This is a genomic window from Pseudonocardia sp., from assembly GCF_025965585.1.
Classification (GTDB): domain Bacteria; phylum Actinomycetota; class Actinomycetes; order Mycobacteriales; family Pseudonocardiaceae; genus Pseudonocardia.
On record NZ_JAOPWR010000054.1, the window covers coordinates 14,661 to 36,841 of the forward strand.

Below are 22,181 nucleotides of genomic sequence, written 5' to 3' on the forward strand. Positions count from 1 at the left end.
GGGGCCCTCCCGTCTGCGGAACCGTCAGCGGGGCAGCGGCGTGAAGTCGCGCGCCCCGATGTAGGTCGGGCGCGGTGACGGCGCCGAGAACGGCTCCACCAGCGTGTTCTCCACACTGTTGAACACCACGAAGATGTTGGAGCGCGGGTAGGGCGTGATGTTGCTGCCCGACCCGTGCATGCAGTTGGAGTCGAACAGCGTGGCCGAGCCGGCGGCACCGGTCAACATCTGGATGCCGTGAGCGTCGGCGAGTGTCGTGAGGCTCTCCCGGTCGGGCGTGCCGATCTCCTGCTCGCGCAGCGACTCCTTGTAGTGGTCGGCCGGGGTCTCACCGACACACGACACGAACGTCCTGTGCGAGCCTGGCATGATCATCAGGCAGCCGTTGTGCGCGAAGTTCTCGGTCAGCGAGATCGAGATGCTCACCGCGCGCGGCGAGGGCATGCCGTCCTCGGCGTGCCAGGTCTCGAAGTCGGAGTGCCAGTAGAACCCGCCGCCGCCGAAGCCGGGCTTGTAGTTGATCCGCGTCTGGTGGACGTAGACGTCCGAGCCGAGGATCTGGCGGGCCCGGCCGGCCACGCGCTCGTCGGCGACGAGCTTCGCGACGGCGTCGCTGAGCTTGTGCACCTCGAAGACCGAGCGGACCTGCTGCGAGGTCTTCTCGACGATGGTGCGCTCGTCCGCCTTGACTCCCGCATTGGTGGCGAGCCGGTCGAGCTCGGCCGAGTACAGCGTGACCTCGTCGGGCGTGAGCAGCTGCGGCACGGTGATGAAGCCGTCACGCTGGTGCGACGCGAGGTCATCAGCCGACAGCAGGCCGGGGTCGTTGCTCCAGACAGCGGGCTCGGCCCGGTCGATCAGCAGCGGCCGGTCCGCGATCCGCGTCGGGTAGCGGTCCGGGGTCCGCCTGCCGGTCGCAGTGTCGGTCACGGCCATCAGCTTGCCTCCTTCTCCTCCTCCGCCGGCGTGATCAGCGGGTACACACCGTTCTCGTCGTGCACCTCGCGGCCGGTCACGGGCGGGTTGAACACGCACACCGTGGTCATCCGCGTCCGGGGACGCAGCTGGTGGCGCTCGTTACCGGACAGGACGTAGATCGACCCCGGCGCGAGCTGATAGGTCGTGTCGTTGTCCTTGTCGTACAGCTCGCCCTCGCCCTCGGTGACGAAGACGGCCTCGATGTGGTTGGCGTACCAGAAGTCGTTGATCGAGCCGGCGTCGAGCACGGTCTCGTGCACCGAGAACCCGACACCATCACCCGCGAGGACGATGCGCTTGCTGCGCCAGTTCTCGGTCTTGACGTCGCGGTCGGTGCCGGTGATCTCGTCCAGCGAGCGAACGATCATGAGGTGGACACTCCTTCAGTCACAGCGCGCACCGACTCCTTCACGATCTCGAGGCCCTCGGTGAGCTCGTCGTCGGTGATGGTCAGCGCCGGCATGACCTTCATGACCTCGTCGGACGGTCCGGAGGTCTCCATCAGCAGTCCCCGTTCGAACGCCGCGGCACACGTCTTCGACGCCAGCTCGGGCTGGCTGAACGACAGCCCGCGGGCCAGGCCGCGGCCCTTGGGGATGAGCTCGACGGCCTGCGAGGCCGCGGCCAGCTCGGTGAACACGGCCTCGACCCGCTCACCCTTGGCGATCGTCGAGCGTTCGAGCGTGTCGTCACTCCAGAACTCGCGCAGCGCAGCCGTGGCCGTGACGAACGCAGGGTTGTTGCCGCGGAACGTGCCGTTGTGCTCGCCGGCGCCCCACTGGTCGTGCTCGGGCTTCATCAGCGTGAGCGCCATCGGGAGCCCGTAGCCGCCGATGGACTTCGACAGGCAGACGATGTCGGGCTCGATGCCCGCGATCTCGAACGAGAAGAACGGACCGGTGCGGCCGACGCCCATCTGCACGTCGTCGACGATGAGCAGCAGGTCGTTGCGCTTGCACAGCGCATCGAGCTCCTGCAGCCACTCGATGCGGGCGGGGTTGATGCCGCCCTCGCCCTGCACGGTCTCGACGATCACGGCGGCCGACGCGTTGAGGCCGCTGCCGCAGTCGGCCAGCAGCTTCTCCAGCCACATGAAGTCCGGGACGGTGCCGTCGAAGTAGTTGTCGTAGGGCATCGGGGTGGCGTGCACCAGCGGGATGCCGGCGCCGTCGCGCTTCATCGAGTTGCCCGTCACCGACAGCGCGCCCAGCGTCATGCCGTGGAACGCGTTGGTGAAGTTGATGATCCCCTCGCGACCGGTGATCTTGCGGGCGAGCTTCAGCGCCGACTCCACCGAGTTGGAGCCGGTGGGGCCGGGGAACTGCACCTTGTAGTCCAGGCCCCGCGGCTCGAGCACCACGTCGCGGAAGGTCTCGAGGAACTCCTGCTTGGCCTTCGTGTGCATGTCGAGGCCGTGCGTGATGCCGTCGCGCATCAGGTAGTCGATGAGCGTCTTCTTGAGAGCGGGCGGGTTGTGCCCGTAGTTCAGCGCCCCGGCACCCGCGAAGAAGTCGAGATACGAATTGCCGTCCACATCCGTCAGACGGGATCCGACTGCGGTGTCGAAGACCACCGGCCAGGAACGGCAGTAGCTGCGAACCTGGGATTCCAGATCGTCGAACACGGTCATTACGACATCATCCTCGGGTAATCGGGCCGATTCGGAACAGGACCTCGGGCAGGTGCTCGACCCCGAGCACCTCCGAGCCGAACAGCTCACTGCGCTGCACGTCCGCGGAACACCTCGCTGCGAAGCCGCTGAACAGCGCGATCGAGCTGTCGTTGTCGGGAGTGATGGTGGTTTCCATGTGGTCGACATTCGGCACGCCCTCGAAGAGCGTGTCGAGCATCGCGCCGGCCACGCCCCGCCCACGGGCCGACTCGTCGACCGCCACCTGCCAGACGACCAGCGTGGAGGGCTCGTCGGGCCGGACGTACCCGCTGACGAAGCCGGCGAGCCGACCGTCGATGCGGGCGATCACGGACGTCTTGGAGAAGTCCCGGAACCAGAGCGCGTAGGCGTACCGAGAGTTGACGTCGAGTACACCGGTGGCCTTGACGAGCTCCCAGCAGGCACCCGCGTCTCGCGGCGAGGGATGCCCGATCACCACGGGCGGGGCCTTCTCGTCGTGGACGGAAGGGAGCGATACGGGGGCGGACATGTCATCAGAAGGTAACAGGGTCGATCGCTCGGTCCCGTCCTGAGCGTCCGTTCCGCCACGATCCGGGTGACCTGAAGTGACGGCTATCACGACCGCGTTTGAAGCGCACAGGAATCGGTTACCGGCGCGTCACCGCTGCTCAGTACGCACATTCGGCCGGTGCTCGCCGCCGCTTTCCGGGTCCCGGTCCGGCCCTTATCACGGGTCCGCAACGACCATCACATCCTCGCACCCCGATCGCTGTGCGGTGCGGTCAGCGCGCCTGCTCCACCGCGGTGTCCGCGGCTCCCGGCCCGTCCGGCAGCGCCGCCCGGCGGCGGCGCAGGAACTCACGCTCAGCGGCGTTCGCGGCCCGCTCGACCGCCGCGTCGTAGGCTCGCGCCGCCTCTCCGTAGCGCCCGAGCCGGCGCAACAGGTCGGCCCGGACGGCGTGCAGGAGGTGCATCCCGTCAAGGTCCAGGGCGTCGACGAGCGCGAGCGCGGCGGCAGGGCCGTCCACCTCGGCCACGGCGACGGCCCGGTGCAGCTCCGCCACGGGGCTCGGCGTGACCGCGAGCAGCTGGTCGTAGAGGGCGACGATCTGCCACCAGTCGGTGAGCGCCGCCGATGCCGCGTCGCTGTGCACGGCGTTGATCGCGGCCTGTACCTGGTACGGCCCGGGACGACCGCGCTGCAGGCACTGCCGCACCAGCGCCTGCCCCTCGTCGACGAGCGCGCGGTCCCACCGGGCGCGGTCCTGGTCGGCCAGCAGCACCATCTCACCGTCCTCGGCCGTGCGGGCGGGCCGGCGCGCCTCGATGAGCAGCATCAGCGCCAGCAGCCCGGTGACCTCCGGCTCGTCGGGCATGAGCTCGGCCAGCAGCCTCCCGAGCCGGATCGCCTCGGCGCAGAGGTCCTCGCGCACGAGCTCCTCGCCCGAGCTGGCCGTGTACCCCTCGTTGAACACGAGGTAGACGACGGCCAGCACGGCGCGCAGCCGTTCGGGGAGGTCGGCGTCGCGGGGGACGCGGTAGGGGATGCGCGCGTCGCGGATCTTGCCCTTGGCCCGCACCAGCCGCTGGGCCATCGTCGGCTCCGGCACGAAGAAGGCCCGCGCGATCTCGGCGGTGGTGAGCCCGCCGAGCAGGCGCAGCGTCAGGGTCACCTGGGCCGCGGGGGCGAGGGCGGGATGGCAGCAGGTGAAGATCAGGCGGAGCCGGTCGTCGCGCACGGGGCCCTCCTCGGCCGGTTCGTCGCGCGTGTGCAGGAGCGCGGCCTGGGCGTGCCGGTCGTGGCGGGACGCCTCGCGGCGCAGGCTGTCGATCGCCCGGTTGCGCGCGGTGGTGATGATCCAGCCCGCCGGGCTGGGCGGCAGGCCGGCGGTGGGCCAGCGCCTGGCGGCCTCGACGAAGGCCTCCTGGACCGCCTCCTCGGCGAGCTCGATGTCGCCGAGGACGCGGACCATCACCGCCACCGCACGGCCGTGCTCCTCGCGGAACACCCGGCCGACGTCGGCGAGGTCGGGCATCAGCCCGTGACGTCGCGGCAGGGCCGCACCTCGACCGGCAGGGTCGTGGCCACCGCCATCCGGCGGCCCCACTCCAGCGCCGCGTCCAGGTCGGGAGCGGTGATCACCGTGAGCCCGCCGAGGTGCTCCTTGCCCTCCGTGAACGGGCCGTCCGTGACGAGCGCGTCGGGCCGCACAACGGTGGCCGTGCTCGACGGGAACAGGCCGGCCGAGAACACCCAGGCGCCCGCGGCCTTGATCTCGTCCGCGAGCGCCGTGACGTCGCGCATGATCGGTTCGAGGACCTCGGGCGCGGGAGTGTCGCCGTCGGGCTGGTAGATGCTGAGCAGGTACTGCGTCATCTCGGTTCCTCCTCGTGGGCGTCGGCCCGGTGCCGGGCGCCCACCCTCCACACGAACGGCTCCCCGCCGGATCGACACCCGCCCCGAAGGATCATCATGGCCCCGGTCACACTGCCCGACGACCTGCTCGCGCTCCTGAAGCAGCCCAGCCCGTGCTACCTGACGACGTTGATGCCCGACGGCTCGCCGCAGATCACCCTGACCTGGGTGGACACCGACGGGACGAACATCCTGATCAACACGGTGCAGACCCACCAGAAGGTGCGCAACATCGAGCGCGACCCACGCATTGCGGTGGCCGTCTCCGATCCCGCGGCGCCAGCGCGGTACTTCGCCGTGCGCGGGCGGGTGACGGGAACGAGCACCGAGGGCGCCGTGGAGCACATCGAGGCGCTCGCACAGCGCTACCTCGGCACCCCCTACCCCTGGTACGGCGGCCGCGACCAGGTGCGTCTGATCCTCACGATCGAGGCGCGCCGGATCACGGGCATCTGAGCGGCGTCAGAACTTCAGCGCGGTCCCGTACAGCTCCTCCATCGCCTCCCAGTGCCGCTGCTCGGCCGCAGCGTCGTAGGTGGGGTTGTCGGGCACCGCGAAACCGTGCGCGGCCGGGTAGGTCACCACGGTGTGGGCGACGCCGGCCTTCGTGAGGGTGTCCTCCAGCAGCGCGGCCTGCTCCGCGGTGAACGACCCGTCGTTCTCGGCGCCTGCCACGTAGACGGTGGCGCGGAGCCGGTCGGCGAGCAGGTGCGGGCTGTTCGGGTCGTCCTCCACGGCGATCCGGCCGCCGTGGAACGACGCCGCCGCCGCGACCCGGTCCGGGTGGCTACCGGCGACCAGCATCGAGGCCCGCCCGCCCATGCAGTAGCCGGTGGTGCCGACGCCCGTGCCGGCCACCTCGGGACGCTCGGCGAGGAAGTCCAGGAACGCGCCCGCGTCCGCGACGATCTTCTCGTTGGTGAGGCTCCCGACCATCCCCATCAGCCGCGTGCGCTGCTCCTGGTCGGAGAAGACCGTGGCCATGTCGAAGGGTTCGAACCCGCCCTCGCGGTAGTACACGTCGGGCAGCAGCACGGTGTAGCCCAGCCCGGCCAGCCGGTCGGCCATGGTGCGGAACGTGTCCCGGACGCCACCGGCGTCCGGAAAGATGATCACTGCGGGCCAGGGGCCCGAGCCCTCGGGCGTGTGCAGGGTGGCGCTGCAGTCCCCGTCCGGGGCGGCGATGGTGACGTCGGTGCGTGGCATGGGCCCGATCCTGTCGTGACGACGATGGTGGGGCCGTTCTACTCCGGTCGGCGATGAGTTCTCGGTACGGCCCCGGTCCGTCCCTGGCGGGTGCACGAGCTCCCGCTGACCGAGAGGCACCGACATGACCAGCACCACGCTCTCCGCCCGCAGCATCTGGACGGCGCCGGCCGTCGCCGTGACGGTCCTGTCCGCGGCTACGCCAGGCCGAGCATCCGCACCGCGTTGTCCTTGAGGATCAGCGGCCGGACCTCGTCCTTGATCTCCAGCGTCGCGAAGTCGGCCAGCCAGCGGTCGGGGGTGATCACCGGGAAGTCCGACCCGAACAGCACCTTCTCCCGCAGCAGCGAGTTCGCGGCGCGCACCAGCTGCGGCGGGAAGTACTTCGGCGACCACCCCGACAGGTCGATGTAGACGTTCGCCTTGTGCGTCGCGATCGAGATCGCCTCGTCCTGCCACGGCACCGACGGGTGCGCCAGCACCACCGTCAGATCCGGGAAGTCGGCCGCCACGTCGTCGAGCAGCATGGGGTCGGAGTAGCGCAGCTTGATCCCGCGTCCGCCCGGGAGACCGGCTCCGATCCCCGTCTGCCCGGTGTGGAACAGCGCGGGCACGCCGAGCTCGGCGATCGTCTCGTAGAGCGGGTAGAACGCGATGTCGTCGGGACGGAAAGCCTGCAGGCTGGGGTGGAACTTGAACCCCCGCACCCCGTGCTCCCCCACCAGCCGCCGGATCCGTGTGACCGACGCCTTCCCGCCGTGCGGATCCACCGACCCGAACGGGATGAGCACGTCGGCGTGGGCGGCCGCGGCGTCGGCGATCTCCTCGCTCGACAGCGCCGGGTGCCCCGTGCCCGACGGCGCGTCCACCGTGAACACCACGGCGGCGGCGTTGCGGGCCCGGTAGTGCTCGGCGATCACCTCCACCGTCGGGGTGCGGTCCTGGTCGGCGCGGAAGTACGTCGCCGACGCGTCCATCAGCTCCTGGTCGAGGGAGAAGCAGCCATGGCCGTCCTGCTCGACGTGGACGTGCACGTCGATCGCGTCCAGTGCGGCCACGTCCATCTCAGGTCCTCCCGCGAGCCGTCCGGTCCGGCGGGCCCGACGCTACGCCCGTGATCGGGAAGCCCCGAGCGTCAGGGAGCAGGGTCAGGACGCCATCCGCCTCGACACCGGCCGTTCGGCGGCGAGGGCCGCCACGAGACGGCGGCGGGCCCGGGCGCGGGCGTCGGGAGCGGGGGCCAGCAGCGGGCGCAGGCGCACCAGCGCGGCGACGACCTCCCGCTCGCGTGCACGGTTCTCACCCGCCGCGCGCCGGGGTGCGGGGACCGCGTGCCGGACGGCGTCGTTCCGGTCGGTGGCGACGACATCGGTGCTCATACGACTTTCCTCCTGACGACCGGGGAGCGGGTCCTCGGCCGGGTGGCGGCTAGGCGGTTCACCCATTCATCGCAGTCACGCACCGCAGCGTTTCAGTGGCTGCGAGGTGACCTCCCCGGCGGGCGCGCACAGAAACCGCCGAGATCGCCAACCGGTTGAGTAACTGGAATGACGTCTGTCGCACCGAGCGCGCTCGCCGGTCGCCTGGCGCAGCGGTTCAGCACGCCGACGGCGGAGCGGTTCACCCTGCCCGAGTACCGGCCGGGAGAAGGCACTCCGCGCCCATGACGCAGCTCTAGACGCGCGCCCGCGCGCGGCCCGTCGGGGCCGCGGAGTGCAGCTGCGCCTTGAGGTGGTCGGCCAGCCGGATCGTCAGTGCGACGATCATCTGGGTGGGGTTGGCGTGCCCGGACGTCGGGAACACCGAGCTCCCCGCGACGTACAGGCCGTCGACGCCGTACACGGCGCCGTCGGTGTCGACCACGCCGTCGGTCGGGCACGCGGCCATCCGCGTGGTGCCGGACGGGTGGGCGGCGTCGTGGAACGCCCGCGTGTACGCGTCCTCGGTGGTGAGGTCGTACAGGTCGGGGGCGGGCAGTCCGAGCCGGCGCATCTCCGCAGCGAACGCGCGTGCGGTGCGGGTGACGGTCGCGATCTCCTGCTCGCTGCTGCGCCAGTGGATGCGCGCGATCGGCGTGCCGAACGCGTCGACGGTGTCGGCGAGCGTCACGCGGCTCTCGGGGTCGGGCACCTGCTCGACGATGCAGACCACGTCGAGCGACGCGACGTCCCGGAGCGGGCCGCGGTGGTCGACGATGCGGCGCTTGGTGCCCTCGGCCAGCATCGCCGCGCCGCGCAGCACGTTCCGGGCGTTGCGTCCGACCGGGGCCTCGCGGCGCGCGAGCCGCCCCAGCGACGTCAGCGGATCGTCCTCGACCGGGATCCCGACCATCCACAGTGCACAGTTGAGCAGTCCCTCGGCGCGCTGGACCTCGTGGCTCAACGCGACGCCGGGCGTGGAGAGGAACGTCTCGCCGCCGACCGTGGTGCGGTAGTCACCGAAGATGCGCTGCACCGCCACGCGATCGCTCTGCCGGAACCGACCCACCATGCCCCGCGGGTGGTCCATCAGGTGGCGGCCGACCAGGTCGTGGTCGTTGCCGAGGCCGGCCGGGATCCGTCGGTTCGACGCCAGCAGGAGGCGCGCGTTCTCGATCGCACCGCCGCAGAGCACGGTGAACCGCGCCCGCACGGAGCGGCGCTGCCCGTCGCGCCCGGTCACCTCCACCGCGTCGACGCCCTCCCCCGGGGCGTCCACGTCGATGCTGGTGACGGTGGCGTTGAGGAAGCCCCGCACGGTGGGAGCGTGCACCCGCAGCGCGTCGGGGCCGAACCGCATCGAGTCACGCGGGTTCGCCGAGTCGCGGCTGTAGGTCCACGAGTAGTGCCGGAGCAGCGACGCGTCGAACGACGGGCTGGTCGCCGACCGGGCGGCCACGGTGCGTTCGTCGGTGTTGTCGGCGACGTCGATGCCGAGGTAGGGCATCGACCGCGCGAAGTAGGGCGCGAGCAGGCGGCGGTCGAGGGGCCAGCCGGAGTTCGGCACCCAGTCACGGTGGGTGAAGTCCAGGTCGTCGAACACGGCGGCGCGGCCCGACCACGTGTGCGACGTCCCGCCGAGCACGCGGTTGCGCACGGCGAACTCGTCGGTGACCCGGCGGCGGCCGGTGCTCTCGGTGGCGTTGAGCGCGTCGTTCCAGGCGTCCTCGTCGCGGTCGCCGCTCTCCAGCAGCACGACCTTCACCCGGCTGCCGGCCAGCTCGCGGGCGAGCGTGAGACCGGCCGGCCCGGTGCCGACGATGCAGACGTCGGCGTCGAGCACGGTCCCCGGGTGGAGGGCCCGCAGGTCCCGGAAGTCCATGGTGAACGCCTCCAGCGTCGATCGGCACGGTGGAGCGGGCTCCACGGTCGTTCAACGTCGCCCCGACGGTGGCGATGCGGTGCCCGATCGGAGGGCGTTTCAGCCGCAGGTCACCGGGTCCGGACGATCGGCGGGCCCGACGGCTCGAACGCGGGTAACGTCCCCTCGACAACTTGAGCTCTCACTCATCGACCTGGAGGATCCGTGCCCCGATGGACGCCGTCCCACCTTCCGGTCCGCCTCACCGCGGGCGCCTTCATCCTCAACGCCGGTCTGGGCAAGTGGTCGGGTGACGAGCAGACCGCCGCAGGCCTCCACGGCATGGCGGCGGGCACCTACCCGTTCCTGAAGTCGATCGACCCGCCGAGGTTCCTCAAGCTGCTCGCCGGCGCGGAGATCGGGCTGGGGGCCGCGCTCCTCGCGCCGTTCGTCCCCGCCGGGGTGGCCGGCGTCGGGCTGACCGGTTTCGCCGCGGGGCTGCTCGGGCTCTACGTCCGGACGCCCGGGATGCGGCAGGGGATCCGTCCGACGCAGCAGGGCACCGCGATCGCCAAGGACGTCTGGCTGCTCGGCATGGGCGCGGGCCTCGTCCTCGACGCCCTGTCCGCACGCAGGTCGAGCTAGGCGCCGCGCGGCGGGAGTGCCCCGCGGGCGCCGGGTTGACGCGAGCATGAGGATCGGCATCACCCGCAAGCTCAGGGCTCTCGGGCACGAGGTGCGCGTCGCCGACTCGCGGGACCCCGGGACGCTCGCGGATCTCGCATCCGAGACCGGTGCCGGCCGAGGCGCCGCGCGAGCGCCCGGCCGACATCCGGGCGGAGTGACCCGGTGCCGGCCGGGCCGCGGCCCGGCCGGCGTCAGGCCCCGCCGAAGACCGACTTGATCTCCAGGAACTCCCGGAGCCCGAAGTCGGCGTACTCGCGTCCGTTGCCGGACTGCTTGTAACCGCCGAACGCACCCGCGAAGTCGAGGCCGGCCCCGTTGATGTGCACCATGCCGGTGCGCATCCGCTTCGCGACCTCGCGCGCCCGCGCCGGGTCGGCCGAGGAGACGAAGCCGGAGAGGCCGTACTCGGTGTCGTTCGCGATGCGGACGGCGTCGTCCTCGTCGGTGTAGGCGATGAGGGTGATGACCGGCCCGAAGATCTCCTCGCGCGCGATCGTCATGTCGTTGGTGACACCGGACAGCACGGTCGGCCGGACGAACCAGCCCTTCTCCCGGCCCTCGGGCCGCCCGAGGCCGCCCGCCACCAGGGTGGCGCCCTGGTCGAGAGCGCTCTGCACGAGTCGCTGCACCTTGTCGTAGGCCGCCTGCGAGATCAGCGGGCCGATGCGGACGCCGGGCTCGTCGGGCGCGCCGACCGTGATCGCCGCGGCGGCGTCGCGGGCGATGGCCTCGGCCTCGGCCATCCGCGCCTCCGGCACGAGGAAGCGCGTGCCGGCGTTGCACGACTGGCCCGAGTTGGCGCACACGTCGCCCATGTCGCGCGGGATGGCGACGGCGAGGTCGACGTCGTCGAGCAGGATGTTGGCCGACTTGCCACCCAGCTCCTGCGCCACCCGCTTGACGGTGGGCGCCGCGCTCAGGGCCACCTCCACACCGGCGCGGGTGGACCCGGTGAACGACACCATGTCGACGTCCGGATGCGAGGTCAGCGCCGAGCCGACGGTGGGCCCGTCGCCGTGCACGAGGTTGAACACGCCCGCCGGCACACCGGCCTCGTGCAGGATCTCGGCGAGGATGACGGCGTTGAGCGGGGCCAGCTCCGACGGCTTGAGCACCATGGTGCAGCCGGCCGCCAGCGCGGGAGCCACCTTGGCGCCGATGAGCAGCGGCGGCCAGTTCCACGGGGTGATCAGCCCGCACACCCCGATGGCCTCGTGGCGCATCAGGGTGGTGCCCCGGGTCTCCTCGAAGGCGAAGTTCTTCAGGGCGTCGAGCGCGGAGGCGAACTGCCCGAGCCCGGCACCGACCTGGGCTGCCCGCGCCAGCTCGGCGGGAGCCCCGATCTCCGCCATGATCGCCTGGGCGAGGTCCTCGCCGCGGCTCTGGAAGACCTCGATGATGCGCTCCAGGAGCGCGATCCGCTCGGCCACCGGCGTGGCCGAGAAGGACGGGAAGGCCGCGCGAGCCGCCGCCACCGCCCGATCGACATCGGCCGCACCACCGAGGGCCACGGTGGCGATCGGCTGCTCGGTGGAGGGGTCGATCACGTCCAGGGTCGCCGTCGTGGACGGCGCCACCCACTCACCGGCGACATAGAAACGATCCGCGTTCTGCACCCGTCACTCCTCGGTAGACTAGAATCCTTTCTAGTCTAGGCACGACGGGGAGCACTGATCAACCCGACGTACGACACAGTCAGCCCGAGCGAGGTCACGACGGGGAACTAGAACCCTTTATGGTCCGGTCGACGTGCGGTTCGCCTCAGCGCCCACCAGGACCTCGCGTAGCCGCGTGACGAACGCCGCGGGGCGGCGCCTCGTGGGCGATCGCGGTGCGGACCAGGTCGGGATGGGCTCGGGCGAGGGCCGGCGCGAGCCTGCGCGACGGGCGCATCGCGGAGGTCACGTCGTTCATCGGGGCCGAGCACGTCACGCTCCTCGGCCCGCCCGCCACCGCCGGCTCCTGAGCCGTCGGGGTCAGTCGTCCCCGCCGTCCCGCAGCTTCAGCACGATCCGCAGGACGCACTCGACGGCCGACTCGAACGCACCGCCCCGCAGCTCGCCCCGTACCGCGAGGTTCTGCGAGGCGAACTGGAGCAGCTGGTCCGGCCCGACCCGGCGCACGACGAGCGCGGCGATCTCCTCCAGATCGAGGCCGGGATTGTCCAGGCGGGTCAGTGCGAACTCGACGACCAGCTCCTCGTCCGTCACGAATCCCCTTTCCCGAGAAGGCCGACTCCCCCATTTACGGGTGCCACCGACACCCCAACAACGGCTGCCTCGGATCCCTTGCGCCACAGCATTGTCGTCCTTCGACCGGTGACATGGCGCCGCCGGCCCGTGCGGGACCGGAATGGTCGGCCACCGAGACCGATCGGCGAGGGAAAGGACGATCGATATGTCCGATGAGTCCATTGTGGACCGTTTGTTCACCCGGCGGACCATGCTGCGCGCGAGTGCTGTCGGCACCGCCGCCGTGGGCCTCACGGCCGCGCAGCAACTGATCGTGCCCTCGCTGCAGCAGAGCGGCCTGCTCTCGGCCGACGGCGTGTTCGACGGCGCCTCCATCGCGCTCGCCGACAACATCTACACCGAGGCGTTCCCGACCAGCCCGCTGATCCTCTCGCCGTTCGTCGACCCGCTGCCCGTCCCGCAGGCGCTCCGGCCGGTGGACAGGTCGGACTTCACGACCTGGCCCAGCCCGCCCGGACCGGGCGAGGGCCAGCAGAACTCCCTGGGCAACGAGAAGCACCAGTGCTGGTCCGACGACCAGAGGGTCCGGTCCCCCGACCCGATCGTCTACAAGATCGACGTCAAGGTGGACCAGCACGCGTTCACCTCCTCGCAGGTGCTCCCGATCGACACCTTCGGCCAGCCCGCCGTGTCCTTCGACGCATCCGGCAAGACGTACCCCGCGGGCCTGCTGCGCACCCTGCCCAACAGCACGATCTACGGCTTCAACGGGACCTTCCCCGGCCCGATGATCAATGCCGAGTACGGCAAGCCTGCGCTCGTGCGGTTCACGAACATGCTCGACGAGAACCCGCTCAACCTCGACCGCCAGGACTTCGGGACACCCGACCTGTCGTTCCTCACCCACCTGCACAACGGCCACACCGCACCCGAGAGCGACGGCAACCCGCACTACTCGATGACGCGGGGCCCGAAGCACCACGGCTATCTGCCGAAGCAGTGGGTGGACAACCTCTACCTGAACTGGCCCGCGGCCAGCGACGATCGCGAGAAGCAGAGCTTCTTCTGGTTCCACGACCACCGGATGGACCACACCGGCTCGAACGTCTACAAGGGACTCGTCGGTCTCTACCCGATCTACGACCCGAAGCCGATGGGCTCGGCCGGCATGACCGACGGCGGCGACGAGCGCCAGGGCCTGCGCCTGCCCGGGGTCCGCACGAACAACTCGAACGGCTCGTTCGACGTCAGGTACGACATCCCGCTGGCCTTCTACGACACGCGTCTCGACGACGGCGTCACGCTGCACAACGACATCCACGACTCGGAGTTCAAGGGCGTCAAGAACCCGGCCAAGCACCCCGAGTGGTGGGGCAAGACCTTCTTCAAGCACTTCCCCAACCACGGCTTCACCGGCGACATCTTCACCGTCAACGGCACGGCTTACCCAGTGCTGCGCGTGAAGCGCCGCAAGTACCGCTTCCGCTTCCTGGACGCGTCGATCTCCCGGATCTACGAGTTCAAGCTGATGACCTCCACGCAGGGCCCGAAGTCGGCGGTGTCGCTCGGCCTGCAGGGCACCGAGCTGCAGGGCCAGTACCGCATCCCGGACGGGCAGCAGTGCATGCGGTTCATGCAGGTGGCCTCCGACGGCGGGCTCGTGCCGTTCGCGTTCAAGCGCGACTCGTTCGAGCTGTGGCCGGCCAAGCGGCGCGAGATGGTGGTCGACTTCATGACCTACCAGGACGGTTCGCCGACCAGCCCGGGTGACGTCATCTACCTGACCAACGTCATGAAGATGCCCGACGGCCGGATGTGGAGCAACTCGTCGCGCTTCCTGCCCGACCCGAACTACAAGGTGCCCATGATCAAGATCATCATCGACGACGGACCGCCGGAGCGGGACGACAGCATCGTCTTCGACCAGAAGCCGCTGCGCGCACTGCCTCCGCTGCCGAGCAACTGGCAGAGCATGCTGGACAACCGGCTGATCTTCGAGGTGAAGCGCGGCAGCGCAGGCGGCGAGACCGAGTGGCTGATCAACGACAAGCCGTTCGACCCCTTGGTCAACGCCACGAGCCTGAAGAACAAGGCGGGCAGGACACCGCTGGCGCAGCAGAAGATGGGCAGCTTCAACCTGTGGGAGATCCGCAACGGCGGCGGGGGCTGGGTGCACCCGTTCCACCTCCACATGGAGGAGCACCGCACCGTCATGCGCAACAACAAGGACGTCACCGCCTCGAGCCCGGGACACCCCGACGACGTCTCCCGCGAGGATCTCGTGGCGCTCGACCCGAGCGAGTCGGTGATCATCTACCGCGGGTTCCGTGACTTCGTCGGACCGTACGTCGCGCACTGCCACAACCTGGCGCACGAGGACCACGCGATGATGTTCGGCTGGGAGATCACGTAAGAGCCCCGTCCGACGCCTCTCACCCCGACGAGCGGGAGCTCCCATGTCGATCGGCCTCGCCACGGAACGACTCGGTTCCGTCCGCCGCGCACTGCCCGTCCACTGGCCGACCGCGGTCGCGCTGGGCGTGGTCCTGGCCTACGCCGACGGGTTCTGGCTGACGTCCGTGCAGGAGGCGGTCGGTGCCATCCAGCGGGTCCGGAGCCCGTTCGCCAACTGGCTGCTGCACTCGACCCTGATGCTGCCCGTGTTCCTGGTCGCCGTGGTCGGGGCGCTGGCGCTCGCCCGCCGGCGTTTCGACGCGGCGCCGTACACCCCGGCGAGGACCGCGGCGGCGGCGGCGCTGGTGGTCGCGGCGGCCACGCTGGTGGGAGTCGTCCAGGTCACGGCGAGTGCCCTCTACGACTACCAGCTGCAGCTGGCGGAGCTTCAGCAGACCCGGTCCTCCCACTTCCACTCGCTCACGCCGGACCCGGTGGGCACCTGCGGGGCGGAGTGCGTCGCGCAGAACCTCACCTTCGAGACCGACGTTCGGGCGGTCCTCTACGTGGCCGCGGTCCTGCTCGTCACCAACGTCGTGGCCGTCGGCTGGATCGTCGCGATGCGCGGCGGCCGCGTTGATGCCCTCCGGCGTTCCGCGGCCGCTACGGAGGCCTGACCATGACCACCCACGTCGATCCCGAAGCCGTCGCGATCCGGCCCGACCGCCGCCGAGCGGTCGGCACGATCGCCCTGGTGGCGGCGGGTGCGCTGCACGTCGCGGTCGCCCTCGACTACCTCGGCCACGAGGTCCGGCTCTTCGCTCTGTTCGTCGCGGCCGGCGCGGTGCAGCTCGTCCTCGGACCACGCCTGTGGAGGGGGAGCCGCCCGCGGCGGGACGTGGCCGTGATCGCCGTGACCGCCGCGCTGTTCCTCGTGGACGTCTACGTCCGCAACGTCGGGCTGCCGATCGGGCCGACCGGCCCGCGTCCCGATCCCGACCTGCTCGGGATCGGGCTGGTCCTGGGCGGCGTCGTCGCCCTCGCGGCTCTCCCGGCGACGCTGCCGCCCCGCGCGCGGTTCTGGACGACCGGTGCGCTCGCCGTAATCGCCGTCGGCGTCTGGTCGCTCTGGGTGGCGGGCACGCTCGTCTGATACCGGACCTCGCCGGCCGAGGTGCTAGGAACGGGCTGTGGATGACGTGCGCGGGGTGCTGCTCGACATCGACGGCGTGCTGACGGTCTCCTGGGAGCCGCTGCCCGGAGCCGTCGACGCGGTCCGGGCCGTCCGGGAGGCGGGCCTGCCGGTGGTGCTCCTGACCAACACGACATCGCGCACGAGGGCAGGCACGGCCCGCGTCCTCGCCGACGCCGGGTTCCCCGTCGGGCCCGACGAGATCCTGACGGCCACCGCGGCCACCGCCGCCCACCTGCGGGAACACCACCCGGACGCGCGCTGCCTGCTCCTCAACAGCGGGGACGTCACCGACGACCTCGACGGTGTCCACCTGGTCCCCTCCCACGCCGACCCCGAGGTCGTGGTGCTGGGCGGGGCGGGGCCAGAGTTCGGCTACGAGGCCCTGAACGACGTCTTCGGGCACCTCCAGCGCGGTGCGCAGCTGGTCGCCATGCACCGCAACCTCTACTGGCGCACCGACGAGGGTCTGCAGCTCGACACCGGTGCGTTGCTGCGCGGCCTGGAGGAGGCGGCCGGCGTCGAGGCGGTCGTGGTGGGCAAGCCCGCCGGCACGTTCTTCGACGCCGCACGGCGGGCACTCGGGGTGTCGGGCGACGGCGTCGTCATGGTCGGCGACGACCTCGGCAGCGACGTCCTGGGCGCCCAGGACAACGGGATCACCGGTGTCCTCGTCCGCACCGGCAAATACCGGCCGTCCGACGAGGACGGCACGGACGGCAGGCGGCCGGACCACGTCATCGACTCGATCGCCGACCTCCCCGGACTGCTCGGCATCGGCTGACCGCGGCCAGGCGCCGGAGCCGGCGTCGCTCCCGGCCCGAGATCGACCCCGCGGAGTCGCACGATGAGACAGCCGGCGCCCGACCGAGGTGGGACGGTGCGCGAGTTGCGATGTGGCAGCCAGGAGCAGGAGCCTTCATGTCGGGTACCGATCACCAGCGCGGCGCCGCGACCTCCGGCGGGCCCTCCCGCCTGACCACCTGGCATCACGAGGCGTTCTCCGCGGTCGAGCGCTGGAAGTGGCTGCACGCCCTCAACGACCGCGTGTCGGCGGTGACGCTGCCGCTGTACGACAGGTACCGGGGCAACCTGGCCGTCGAGCTCATGCACGGTGGCCGGTGGGCCGGGCACTCCGTCCACGCGGCGCTGTCCGACCTGCCGATCGGGTTGTGGTCGGGCACCCTCGTGCTCGACATGTTCGGCAAGGACCGCGCGGACGACGGCGGCCGGATGGATCCCGCGGCCACGCTGAGCGCGGCCGGTCTCGTCGCGGCGGCGGCCACGATCGCCACCGGCGTCACCGACTGGAACGTCAGCGACGGCGACGACCGCAGGGTCGGGCTGTTCCACGGGCTGCTGAACCTCGCAGGCAGCGCGCTCCAGGCCGCCTCGCTGGCGGCGCGGCTGTCGGGGCACCGGCCCTCCGCCCGCGCGCTCGCCATGACCAGCATGACCGTCACCGCGGCTGCCGGGTTCGTCGGCGGACATCTCGTGCAGGGCAAGGCGGTCATGGTGAACCGCGTGGCTACGACCACCGGCCCCAGCCGATGGGTGCGCGCGATCGCCGAGACCGACCTCGCCGACGGTGCGTCGACCGGCGTGGTGGTCGAGGGCAGGCAGATCCTGCTGCACCGCGACGGCGAGCAGGTGCACGCGCTGGACGACCTCTGCAGCCACGCCGGCGGCTTGCTCAGCCGCGGCGAGATCACCGGTTGCGTCGTCGCGTGCCCGCTGCACGAGTCGCTGTTCGACCTCCGGGACGGCCACATCGTGCGCGGTCCCGCCCATCACCCCCAGCCCGTCCTGCCGACGCGCATCCGCAACGGCTGGATCGAGGTACGGGGCTCCCAGCCCCGGTCCCGGCGCGCGACGACCTAGGAGGACACATGGCTTGGGAAGCGGTAGCGGATCTCGACCAGCTCGAGGAGGGCGACATGATGCTCGTCCAGCTTGGCGAGCCGGTCTGCGTCGTCCGTCTCTACGAGGACGAGGCGGTCGCCGTGCACAACACGTGCACGCACCAGCAGCAGCCCCTCAACGAGGGCTACCTGCAGGAGGACGACACGCTGATCTGCCCGGCGCACAACTCCTGCTTCGACCTCCGGACGGGCGAGCCGCGCGGGGTGCCGGCCGTGGCCCCGATCCCCGTGTACGCCTGCAAGATCGAGGACGGCGCGATCTGGGTGGACATGGAGCAGCAGCTCAACGATGCCGCGATCCCGCACAAGCCCTACCACTGAGCGGTCTGCAGCTCGGTTCGGCTCGACGCTCGCGGACCTGCGCAGGCCTACGGGGCCGGGTTGTCGAGGACTCCGGTCGCGATCACGATCGAGACGGCCACGACGATCGCGACGAGCACGGCCATCAGCCCCACGCCTCCAGCAGGCCCTGACGCCGGGCCCGACGGGCAGCGGGCCGCTCACCGACGACGACCGGGCCGAACTACGACGCCGTCCCACGTCGGTCCATCGGCGAAACTCGGACATCAGGGACACGCTCGGGGTCCGAGCGTCGTCCGACCGGGGCCGGCGTCAGCGGTGACACGGCGGGGCGGGGGCCTCGTTCGGGAGATGTGCCCACCGACACGGCCATCGCGAGGCGCTCGGGCAGCGCGATCGCGGCCGCGTCGTCATTTCTGGGGCAGCGAGATAACGGATCTGCTTCGAGCATCGAGAGAACTCGTGGCAGCGGTGGTCCCCTCCGCCGCGCCGCTCGGTTGGCAGCGACTACCCCTCCATGCTGCCGGCCGGAGGCAGCGCCCGCCCGGGCACGGACGGGCGCTGCCGTGCGGTGCGCCTCCGCGACGCCCCGGTCACCTGTTCTTCGGCCCGCCCGGCATCCCCCGTGTGCCGTCCTCATTACGCAGCCTGCTGACGGCGCGGTGCACCGCCGCACGGCGTGCCGAGCGATATGGTGCCCCGCTACGTGAGCGGGGGTCCCGTGAGCGAACCCAACGTCGCTGAACTGCGCAGGCGTCGAGCCCTGATGGACGACCTGGTCACGGGCACGGACGACTCGAGCGCGTACGCCCGCGCCCACGACCTCGGGTACGACCTGCACGCACCCCACTGGATGATCGTCACCCAGTACCAGGCCGGCACATCGGATACCGCCCTCACCCGGTCGGTCGAACGTGCCGCGGAGCTGCTACAGATGGGTCCGCTGCTGAGCAGGCGGGCGGAGTTGGTGCTGCTGCTGGCCCAGCGGCCGGCGCCGCGCGCCGCAGGGGGCCTGTGGAGCCGGCTGTACGAGGAGGTGCGCAAGCTCCTGCCCGGGCCCACTGTGGAGATCGGTGTCGGGGGGTCCTGCGAGCAGCCCTCGGACGTCCCGCGGTCATGGCGCGAGGCGCTGCGGGCGCTGGCGGTGCGCCGGGCCGAGCCTGGCGGCACGGGCGGGATCACGGTGTACGCGGACCTGCGGATCGACTCGGTCCTGCCCCTAAGGGCGGACCGGGTCGAGGCCGAGGAATTCGTGCGGCGCTGGCTCGGGCCGGTGCGCGAGCACGACGCGCAGGAGGGCAGCGAGCTCGTCGAAACGCTGGCGACCTACATCCGGCACGCCGGCGAGCTCACCGCCGCAGCCCGCGACCTCAGGGTCCATCGGAGCACCGTCCGGTACCGCATGCACTTGATCACCTCGCTGAGCCTGCGCGGCGCGGCGGACATCGACGGAACCGGACCCGACGTCCGCGACCACCGGAACTGGCCGAGCCTGCAGACGGCGGTCTGGGTCAGCCGCATCCTTGACGCCGCGAGGTGGGGGGCGCCCTGAGACGCCCCGAGTGGGAAGGACCGGGGAACACCGATGACCACCCCTGACGCTCCGGCCGCCCAGCCCGCGTCCGGCCCGGTCGCATCGACGCCGTCCGGGCCGAGCAGCCGCGACCTCGTGGACGTGTTCCGCGTGCGTGCGCCGGGCGACCGGCTCCGTCGGCTCCGCCTCGCCGGTCGGGTCCTTCCGGGAGACCTCGACCAGTAGCACCTCCACGGATCGCCGTGGACGTCGCCTACGTCCCTCCGGGCTGTGCGGCGCGACCAGGGCCGCAGACGGTAGATTCCGAGCCAATCGGACAGAGCGCCGCCCGTTCCGTACGCCGGCCGCAGGTCGGATCCGTGTGACTGACGTGGAGTCGCGGACGAGGAGTGCCACCGCGCATGCACAGGGAAAGGGCCATCGGACCGGTAGTGGAACAGCAGGCGTTCGTCGTCGAGACCGACCAGCTCCGGCCAGGTGTGCCGCTCGTGCGTGTCCGGGGCCGGCTCGACCTCGCGACCGCGGACACGCTCCGCCTCGTCGTCGACGAGTGCCTCGACCACTCGCCGTGGGCGATCGTCCTCGACCTGTCCGCGCTGGTGGGGCTCCGGGACGGCGCTGTGCAGGCGCTCGTCGACCTCGCCTGTCGCGCCGGACAGGCGGACATCGGCCTGTACCTCGTGACCACGGACATCGTTGTCGAGAACGTGCTCGACGACGGTGAGACGAAGGACCTGTTCGACATCCACCACAGCATCGAATCGGCGGAGCGGACACTGCACGGAAACAGCTGACGGTGCCGGTGGCCCGCTGCTCCGAGCGTGGCGCATGCCGCGGTTGCCCGGACCGCTCGCAGGACGGATGGGTCACAAGCGACGGCGAGTGGAGCCAGCCCGCTGGCATCGTGAAAGGGCCCGCTCCCCAGCCTGGAGGACTCCACCGTGATCACGTTCGAGGACTGGCTCATCAGCCAGACATCCGCCCAGCGCCCGCGCAGCACCCTCGCGCAGCTGATGCTCGACGGCCGCTTCGCCGAGGTCGATCTGGGCGCACGCGGCACACGCGACGCGCTGCGGCGTCTCCTCGACGACTTCGAGCGTGACGCGGCGGGCCAGTGGGTGCGCAGCACCCCGCTGCCCCGGCGCTCGAGCACGGGCGCGCCCCGCTCGCCCGTCGGGAGCTGACGCCCGGGTCGCTCGACGGCCGTGCCGCGGTCGGGTCGAGGGCTGTGCGAATGGAGCGTCTCGGACGGAAGTCGGCCGTAGCACTGCCCGTGGACACCGCCATCCCCGCCTGGCACGACGCGCACCGCGAGATGCCGATCGTGTTCGCCGGCAGCGCCCTCGCTGCCGCCGGCGGCCTCGCCATGATCGGCACTCCCACCAGCGAGAACACGCCGGCCACCCGCGGGATCCTCGGCGCGGCGGTCGAGCTCACCGCGGCCGCGGTGCTGGAACGGCACCCCCGCGATGGCATCGTGCCCCAGGGGGCGCGGCTCGCCGAGCGCGCTGACGGCAGCACTCCACCCGAATCGGCGCGACTATCGGCGGTGCGCAAGAGTTCGTAATAGTTCGCTGCGCCCCTCCGCACTCCCGGCGCTCGACGCCGCCCCGACCAGTCGGCACGGTGCCGTGATGGGTACCCGGGCGTTGGTCGCCGGGCGGCCGGCCGTGCTGGCCGGGGCCCTGCTGGTAGCTGTGGGCGTGGCCAACCACTACCTGGGCGGGATCGGGTGGTATGGGTGGCGTCCGGCTCACCGCGACCCTGGGCCCGACCGCCTACGTGTTCCCCGCCCACCCGCCGGCGTCACCGCCCGGCTGCGCAACGCCCTGATCGGGACACGCCGCTGGCTCGGCGCCGGCCTGCTGGGGCTGGCGGTGTTCGGGCTGTGGACCGCCCAGACCGCGACCGAATACCAGGACCGAACCAGGACCCCCTCGCGACCGGCCGGGGCCAGACCGCACCGCCCGACGACTCTTCGATCCGCTCACCCCGCCACGGGGGATGCGCAGAGGCAACTGTTGCGGCACACTTTGCCGCGGCGGCGTGGCCACCACGGCCACGACGCGGATGCGTGTCCACTGCGGCCGGAGGCTGGCATGACCGACGTAGCTCCGAAACCGATCACCACCCGGCCCTACCCGGCCCGACCCACGGTGAAGGGGTCCGTGCTGCTGAAGATGCTGCACACCACCGACCCCAAGGACATCGCGATCCTGTACCTGTTCACCGCGTTCGGGTTCTTCATGGCCGGCGGCGCGATGGCACTACTCATGCGCGCCGAACTCGCCCGACCAGGACTCCAATTCCTGTCACAAGAGCAGTACAACCAACTGTTCACCATGCACGGCACCATCATGCTGCTGCTCTACGCCACACCGATCCTGTTCGGCTTCGCCAACTACATCGTGCCACTAGGCATCGGCTCCCCCGACGTCGCATTCCCAC

The 22,181-nt window shown here is 71.1% G+C and carries 27 protein-coding genes; 15 read left to right on the plus strand and 12 right to left on the minus strand.

Features of this window, described 5'->3' with window-relative positions:
- Positions 1-24: 24 nt before the first annotated feature.
- The 6 genes from thpD to JWR81_RS03170 form a co-directional block, all read right to left on the minus strand.
- Complete coding sequence (thpD, locus tag JWR81_RS03145; protein WP_297646351.1) at positions 25-936, minus strand: ectoine hydroxylase; 912 nt, start codon at positions 934-936, stop codon at positions 25-27.
- Complete coding sequence (locus JWR81_RS03150; protein ID WP_297646353.1) at positions 936-1,346, minus strand: ectoine synthase; 411 nt, start codon at positions 1,344-1,346, stop codon at positions 936-938. The genes thpD and JWR81_RS03150 overlap by 1 nt, the downstream gene beginning before the upstream one ends.
- Positions 1,343-2,608, minus strand: coding sequence for a diaminobutyrate--2-oxoglutarate transaminase (gene ectB / locus JWR81_RS03155; RefSeq protein ID WP_297646355.1), 1,266 nt, complete (start codon positions 2,606-2,608; stop codon positions 1,343-1,345). The genes JWR81_RS03150 and ectB overlap by 4 nt, the downstream gene beginning before the upstream one ends.
- Positions 2,609-2,615: 7 nt before the next feature.
- Entirely contained in the window at positions 2,616-3,140 is a 525-nt protein-coding gene (ectA, locus tag JWR81_RS03160; protein WP_297646357.1) for a diaminobutyrate acetyltransferase, read from the minus strand.
- A gap of 253 nt (positions 3,141-3,393) precedes the next feature.
- Entirely contained in the window at positions 3,394-4,647 is a 1,254-nt protein-coding gene (locus tag JWR81_RS03165) for a sigma-70 family RNA polymerase sigma factor (protein WP_297646359.1), read from the minus strand.
- The gene (locus JWR81_RS03170; RefSeq protein WP_297646364.1) at positions 4,647-4,988 is read right to left on the minus strand and encodes a YciI family protein; all 342 of its coding nucleotides are present in this window, start codon (positions 4,986-4,988) and stop codon (positions 4,647-4,649) included. The genes JWR81_RS03165 and JWR81_RS03170 overlap by 1 nt, the downstream gene beginning before the upstream one ends.
- 96 nt (positions 4,989-5,084) lie before the next feature.
- Between JWR81_RS03170 and JWR81_RS03175 the strand changes: the two genes are divergently transcribed.
- Entirely contained in the window at positions 5,085-5,483 is a 399-nt protein-coding gene (locus tag JWR81_RS03175) for a PPOX class F420-dependent oxidoreductase (RefSeq protein ID WP_297646366.1), read from the plus strand.
- A 6-nt stretch (positions 5,484-5,489) separates the two neighbouring features.
- Here the strand turns inward: JWR81_RS03175 and JWR81_RS03180 are convergent, their stop codons facing one another.
- The 4 genes from JWR81_RS03180 to JWR81_RS03195 all read right to left on the minus strand — a co-directional run bounded on the left by JWR81_RS03180 (position 5,490) and on the right by JWR81_RS03195 (position 9,533).
- Positions 5,490-6,233 carry a dienelactone hydrolase family protein gene (locus JWR81_RS03180; protein WP_297646368.1) on the minus strand — a complete coding sequence of 248 codons (744 nt, stop codon included), beginning with the start codon at positions 6,231-6,233 and terminating at the stop codon, positions 5,490-5,492.
- Positions 6,234-6,430: 197 nt separating this feature from the next.
- A complete protein-coding gene (gene couO / locus JWR81_RS03185) occupies positions 6,431-7,297 on the minus strand; it encodes a 4-hydroxyphenyl-beta-ketoacyl-CoA hydrolase (protein ID WP_297646370.1) in 867 nt (288 codons plus the stop codon).
- A gap of 84 nt (positions 7,298-7,381) precedes the next feature.
- Positions 7,382-7,612: a hypothetical protein gene (locus JWR81_RS03190; protein WP_297646372.1), complete on the minus strand. Its 231-nt coding sequence runs from the start codon at positions 7,610-7,612 to the stop codon at positions 7,382-7,384.
- A gap of 295 nt (positions 7,613-7,907) precedes the next feature.
- The gene (locus JWR81_RS03195; protein WP_297646374.1) at positions 7,908-9,533 is read right to left on the minus strand and encodes a GMC oxidoreductase; all 1,626 of its coding nucleotides are present in this window, start codon (positions 9,531-9,533) and stop codon (positions 7,908-7,910) included.
- A 204-nt stretch (positions 9,534-9,737) separates the two neighbouring features.
- On the opposite strand from JWR81_RS03195, the gene JWR81_RS03200 reads away from it, so the two are divergent.
- Entirely contained in the window at positions 9,738-10,157 is a 420-nt protein-coding gene (locus JWR81_RS03200; RefSeq protein WP_297646376.1) for a hypothetical protein, read from the plus strand.
- Positions 10,158-10,390: 233 nt separating this feature from the next.
- Here JWR81_RS03200 and JWR81_RS03205 read toward each other — a convergent pair whose 3' ends face one another.
- Complete coding sequence (locus JWR81_RS03205; protein ID WP_297646378.1) at positions 10,391-11,815, minus strand: aldehyde dehydrogenase family protein; 1,425 nt, start codon at positions 11,813-11,815, stop codon at positions 10,391-10,393.
- A 215-nt stretch (positions 11,816-12,030) separates the two neighbouring features.
- On the opposite strand from JWR81_RS03205, the gene JWR81_RS03210 reads away from it, so the two are divergent.
- On the plus strand, positions 12,031-12,165 hold the full coding sequence (locus JWR81_RS03210; protein ID WP_297646380.1) for a hypothetical protein: 135 nt from the start codon (positions 12,031-12,033) through the stop codon (positions 12,163-12,165).
- A 10-nt stretch (positions 12,166-12,175) separates the two neighbouring features.
- Here JWR81_RS03210 and JWR81_RS03215 read toward each other — a convergent pair whose 3' ends face one another.
- Positions 12,176-12,409 (minus strand): hypothetical protein, encoded by a 234-nt coding sequence (locus JWR81_RS03215; protein WP_297646381.1) that lies wholly within the window; start codon positions 12,407-12,409, stop codon positions 12,176-12,178.
- Between the two features lie 205 nt (positions 12,410-12,614).
- Between JWR81_RS03215 and JWR81_RS03220 the strand changes: the two genes are divergently transcribed.
- From JWR81_RS03220 to JWR81_RS03275, 12 genes are all read left to right on the plus strand, one after another.
- Entirely contained in the window at positions 12,615-14,804 is a 2,190-nt protein-coding gene (locus JWR81_RS03220) for a multicopper oxidase family protein (RefSeq protein WP_297646383.1), read from the plus strand.
- Between the two features lie 43 nt (positions 14,805-14,847).
- Complete coding sequence (locus JWR81_RS03225) at positions 14,848-15,462, plus strand: hypothetical protein (protein WP_297646385.1); 615 nt, start codon at positions 14,848-14,850, stop codon at positions 15,460-15,462.
- A 2-nt stretch (positions 15,463-15,464) separates the two neighbouring features.
- Complete coding sequence (locus JWR81_RS03230) at positions 15,465-15,938, plus strand: hypothetical protein (RefSeq protein ID WP_297646387.1); 474 nt, start codon at positions 15,465-15,467, stop codon at positions 15,936-15,938.
- Between the two features lie 37 nt (positions 15,939-15,975).
- Positions 15,976-16,761: a TIGR01458 family HAD-type hydrolase gene (locus JWR81_RS03235; RefSeq protein ID WP_297646389.1), complete on the plus strand. Its 786-nt coding sequence runs from the start codon at positions 15,976-15,978 to the stop codon at positions 16,759-16,761.
- A 137-nt stretch (positions 16,762-16,898) separates the two neighbouring features.
- Positions 16,899-17,858: a non-heme iron oxygenase ferredoxin subunit gene (locus JWR81_RS03240; RefSeq protein ID WP_297646391.1), complete on the plus strand. Its 960-nt coding sequence runs from the start codon at positions 16,899-16,901 to the stop codon at positions 17,856-17,858.
- Positions 17,859-17,866: 8 nt separating this feature from the next.
- Positions 17,867-18,220 carry a non-heme iron oxygenase ferredoxin subunit gene (locus JWR81_RS03245; RefSeq protein ID WP_297646393.1) on the plus strand — a complete coding sequence of 118 codons (354 nt, stop codon included), beginning with the start codon at positions 17,867-17,869 and terminating at the stop codon, positions 18,218-18,220.
- 700 nt (positions 18,221-18,920) lie between these two features.
- Positions 18,921-19,751, plus strand: coding sequence for a helix-turn-helix domain-containing protein (locus JWR81_RS03250; protein WP_297646395.1), 831 nt, complete (start codon positions 18,921-18,923; stop codon positions 19,749-19,751).
- Between the two features lie 33 nt (positions 19,752-19,784).
- Positions 19,785-19,958 (plus strand): hypothetical protein, encoded by a 174-nt coding sequence (locus JWR81_RS03255; RefSeq protein WP_297646397.1) that lies wholly within the window; start codon positions 19,785-19,787, stop codon positions 19,956-19,958.
- 206 nt (positions 19,959-20,164) lie between these two features.
- On the plus strand, positions 20,165-20,527 hold the full coding sequence (locus JWR81_RS03260) for an STAS domain-containing protein (protein ID WP_297646403.1): 363 nt from the start codon (positions 20,165-20,167) through the stop codon (positions 20,525-20,527).
- A gap of 147 nt (positions 20,528-20,674) precedes the next feature.
- The gene (locus JWR81_RS03265; protein ID WP_297646405.1) at positions 20,675-20,917 is read left to right on the plus strand and encodes a hypothetical protein; all 243 of its coding nucleotides are present in this window, start codon (positions 20,675-20,677) and stop codon (positions 20,915-20,917) included.
- A gap of 89 nt (positions 20,918-21,006) precedes the next feature.
- Entirely contained in the window at positions 21,007-21,300 is a 294-nt protein-coding gene (locus JWR81_RS03270; protein ID WP_297646407.1) for a hypothetical protein, read from the plus strand.
- A gap of 532 nt (positions 21,301-21,832) precedes the next feature.
- A partial coding sequence (locus tag JWR81_RS03275; RefSeq protein WP_297646409.1) for a cbb3-type cytochrome c oxidase subunit I occupies positions 21,833-22,181 on the plus strand: 349 nt, incomplete at its 3' end.

What these genes read in the sequence shown, in the direction of transcription:
- thpD (WP_297646351.1), bottom strand. Translation starts at nt 936, where the DNA reads ATGGCCGTGACCGACACTGCGACCGGCAGGCGGACCCCGGACCGCTAC.
- JWR81_RS03150 (WP_297646353.1), bottom strand. Translation starts at nt 1,346, where the DNA reads ATGATCGTTCGCTCGCTGGACGAGATCACCGGCACCGACCGCGACGTC.
- ectB (WP_297646355.1), bottom strand. Translation starts at nt 2,608, where the DNA reads ATGACCGTGTTCGACGATCTGGAATCCCAGGTTCGCAGCTACTGCCGT.
- ectA (WP_297646357.1), bottom strand. Translation starts at nt 3,140, where the DNA reads ATGTCCGCCCCCGTATCGCTCCCTTCCGTCCACGACGAGAAGGCCCCG.
- JWR81_RS03165 (WP_297646359.1), bottom strand. Translation starts at nt 4,647, where the DNA reads ATGCCCGACCTCGCCGACGTCGGCCGGGTGTTCCGCGAGGAGCACGGC.
- JWR81_RS03170 (WP_297646364.1), bottom strand. Translation starts at nt 4,988, where the DNA reads ATGACGCAGTACCTGCTCAGCATCTACCAGCCCGACGGCGACACTCCC.
- JWR81_RS03175 (WP_297646366.1), top strand. Translation starts at nt 5,085, where the DNA reads ATGGCCCCGGTCACACTGCCCGACGACCTGCTCGCGCTCCTGAAGCAG.
- JWR81_RS03180 (WP_297646368.1), bottom strand. Translation starts at nt 6,233, where the DNA reads ATGCCACGCACCGACGTCACCATCGCCGCCCCGGACGGGGACTGCAGC.
- couO (WP_297646370.1), bottom strand. Translation starts at nt 7,297, where the DNA reads ATGGACGTGGCCGCACTGGACGCGATCGACGTGCACGTCCACGTCGAG.
- JWR81_RS03190 (WP_297646372.1), bottom strand. Translation starts at nt 7,612, where the DNA reads ATGAGCACCGATGTCGTCGCCACCGACCGGAACGACGCCGTCCGGCAC.
- JWR81_RS03195 (WP_297646374.1), bottom strand. Translation starts at nt 9,533, where the DNA reads ATGGACTTCCGGGACCTGCGGGCCCTCCACCCGGGGACCGTGCTCGAC.
- JWR81_RS03225 (WP_297646385.1), top strand. Translation starts at nt 14,848, where the DNA reads ATGTCGATCGGCCTCGCCACGGAACGACTCGGTTCCGTCCGCCGCGCA.
- JWR81_RS03230 (WP_297646387.1), top strand. Translation starts at nt 15,465, where the DNA reads ATGACCACCCACGTCGATCCCGAAGCCGTCGCGATCCGGCCCGACCGC.
- JWR81_RS03240 (WP_297646391.1), top strand. Translation starts at nt 16,899, where the DNA reads ATGTCGGGTACCGATCACCAGCGCGGCGCCGCGACCTCCGGCGGGCCC.
- JWR81_RS03245 (WP_297646393.1), top strand. Translation starts at nt 17,867, where the DNA reads ATGGCTTGGGAAGCGGTAGCGGATCTCGACCAGCTCGAGGAGGGCGAC.
- JWR81_RS03255 (WP_297646397.1), top strand. Translation starts at nt 19,785, where the DNA reads ATGACCACCCCTGACGCTCCGGCCGCCCAGCCCGCGTCCGGCCCGGTC.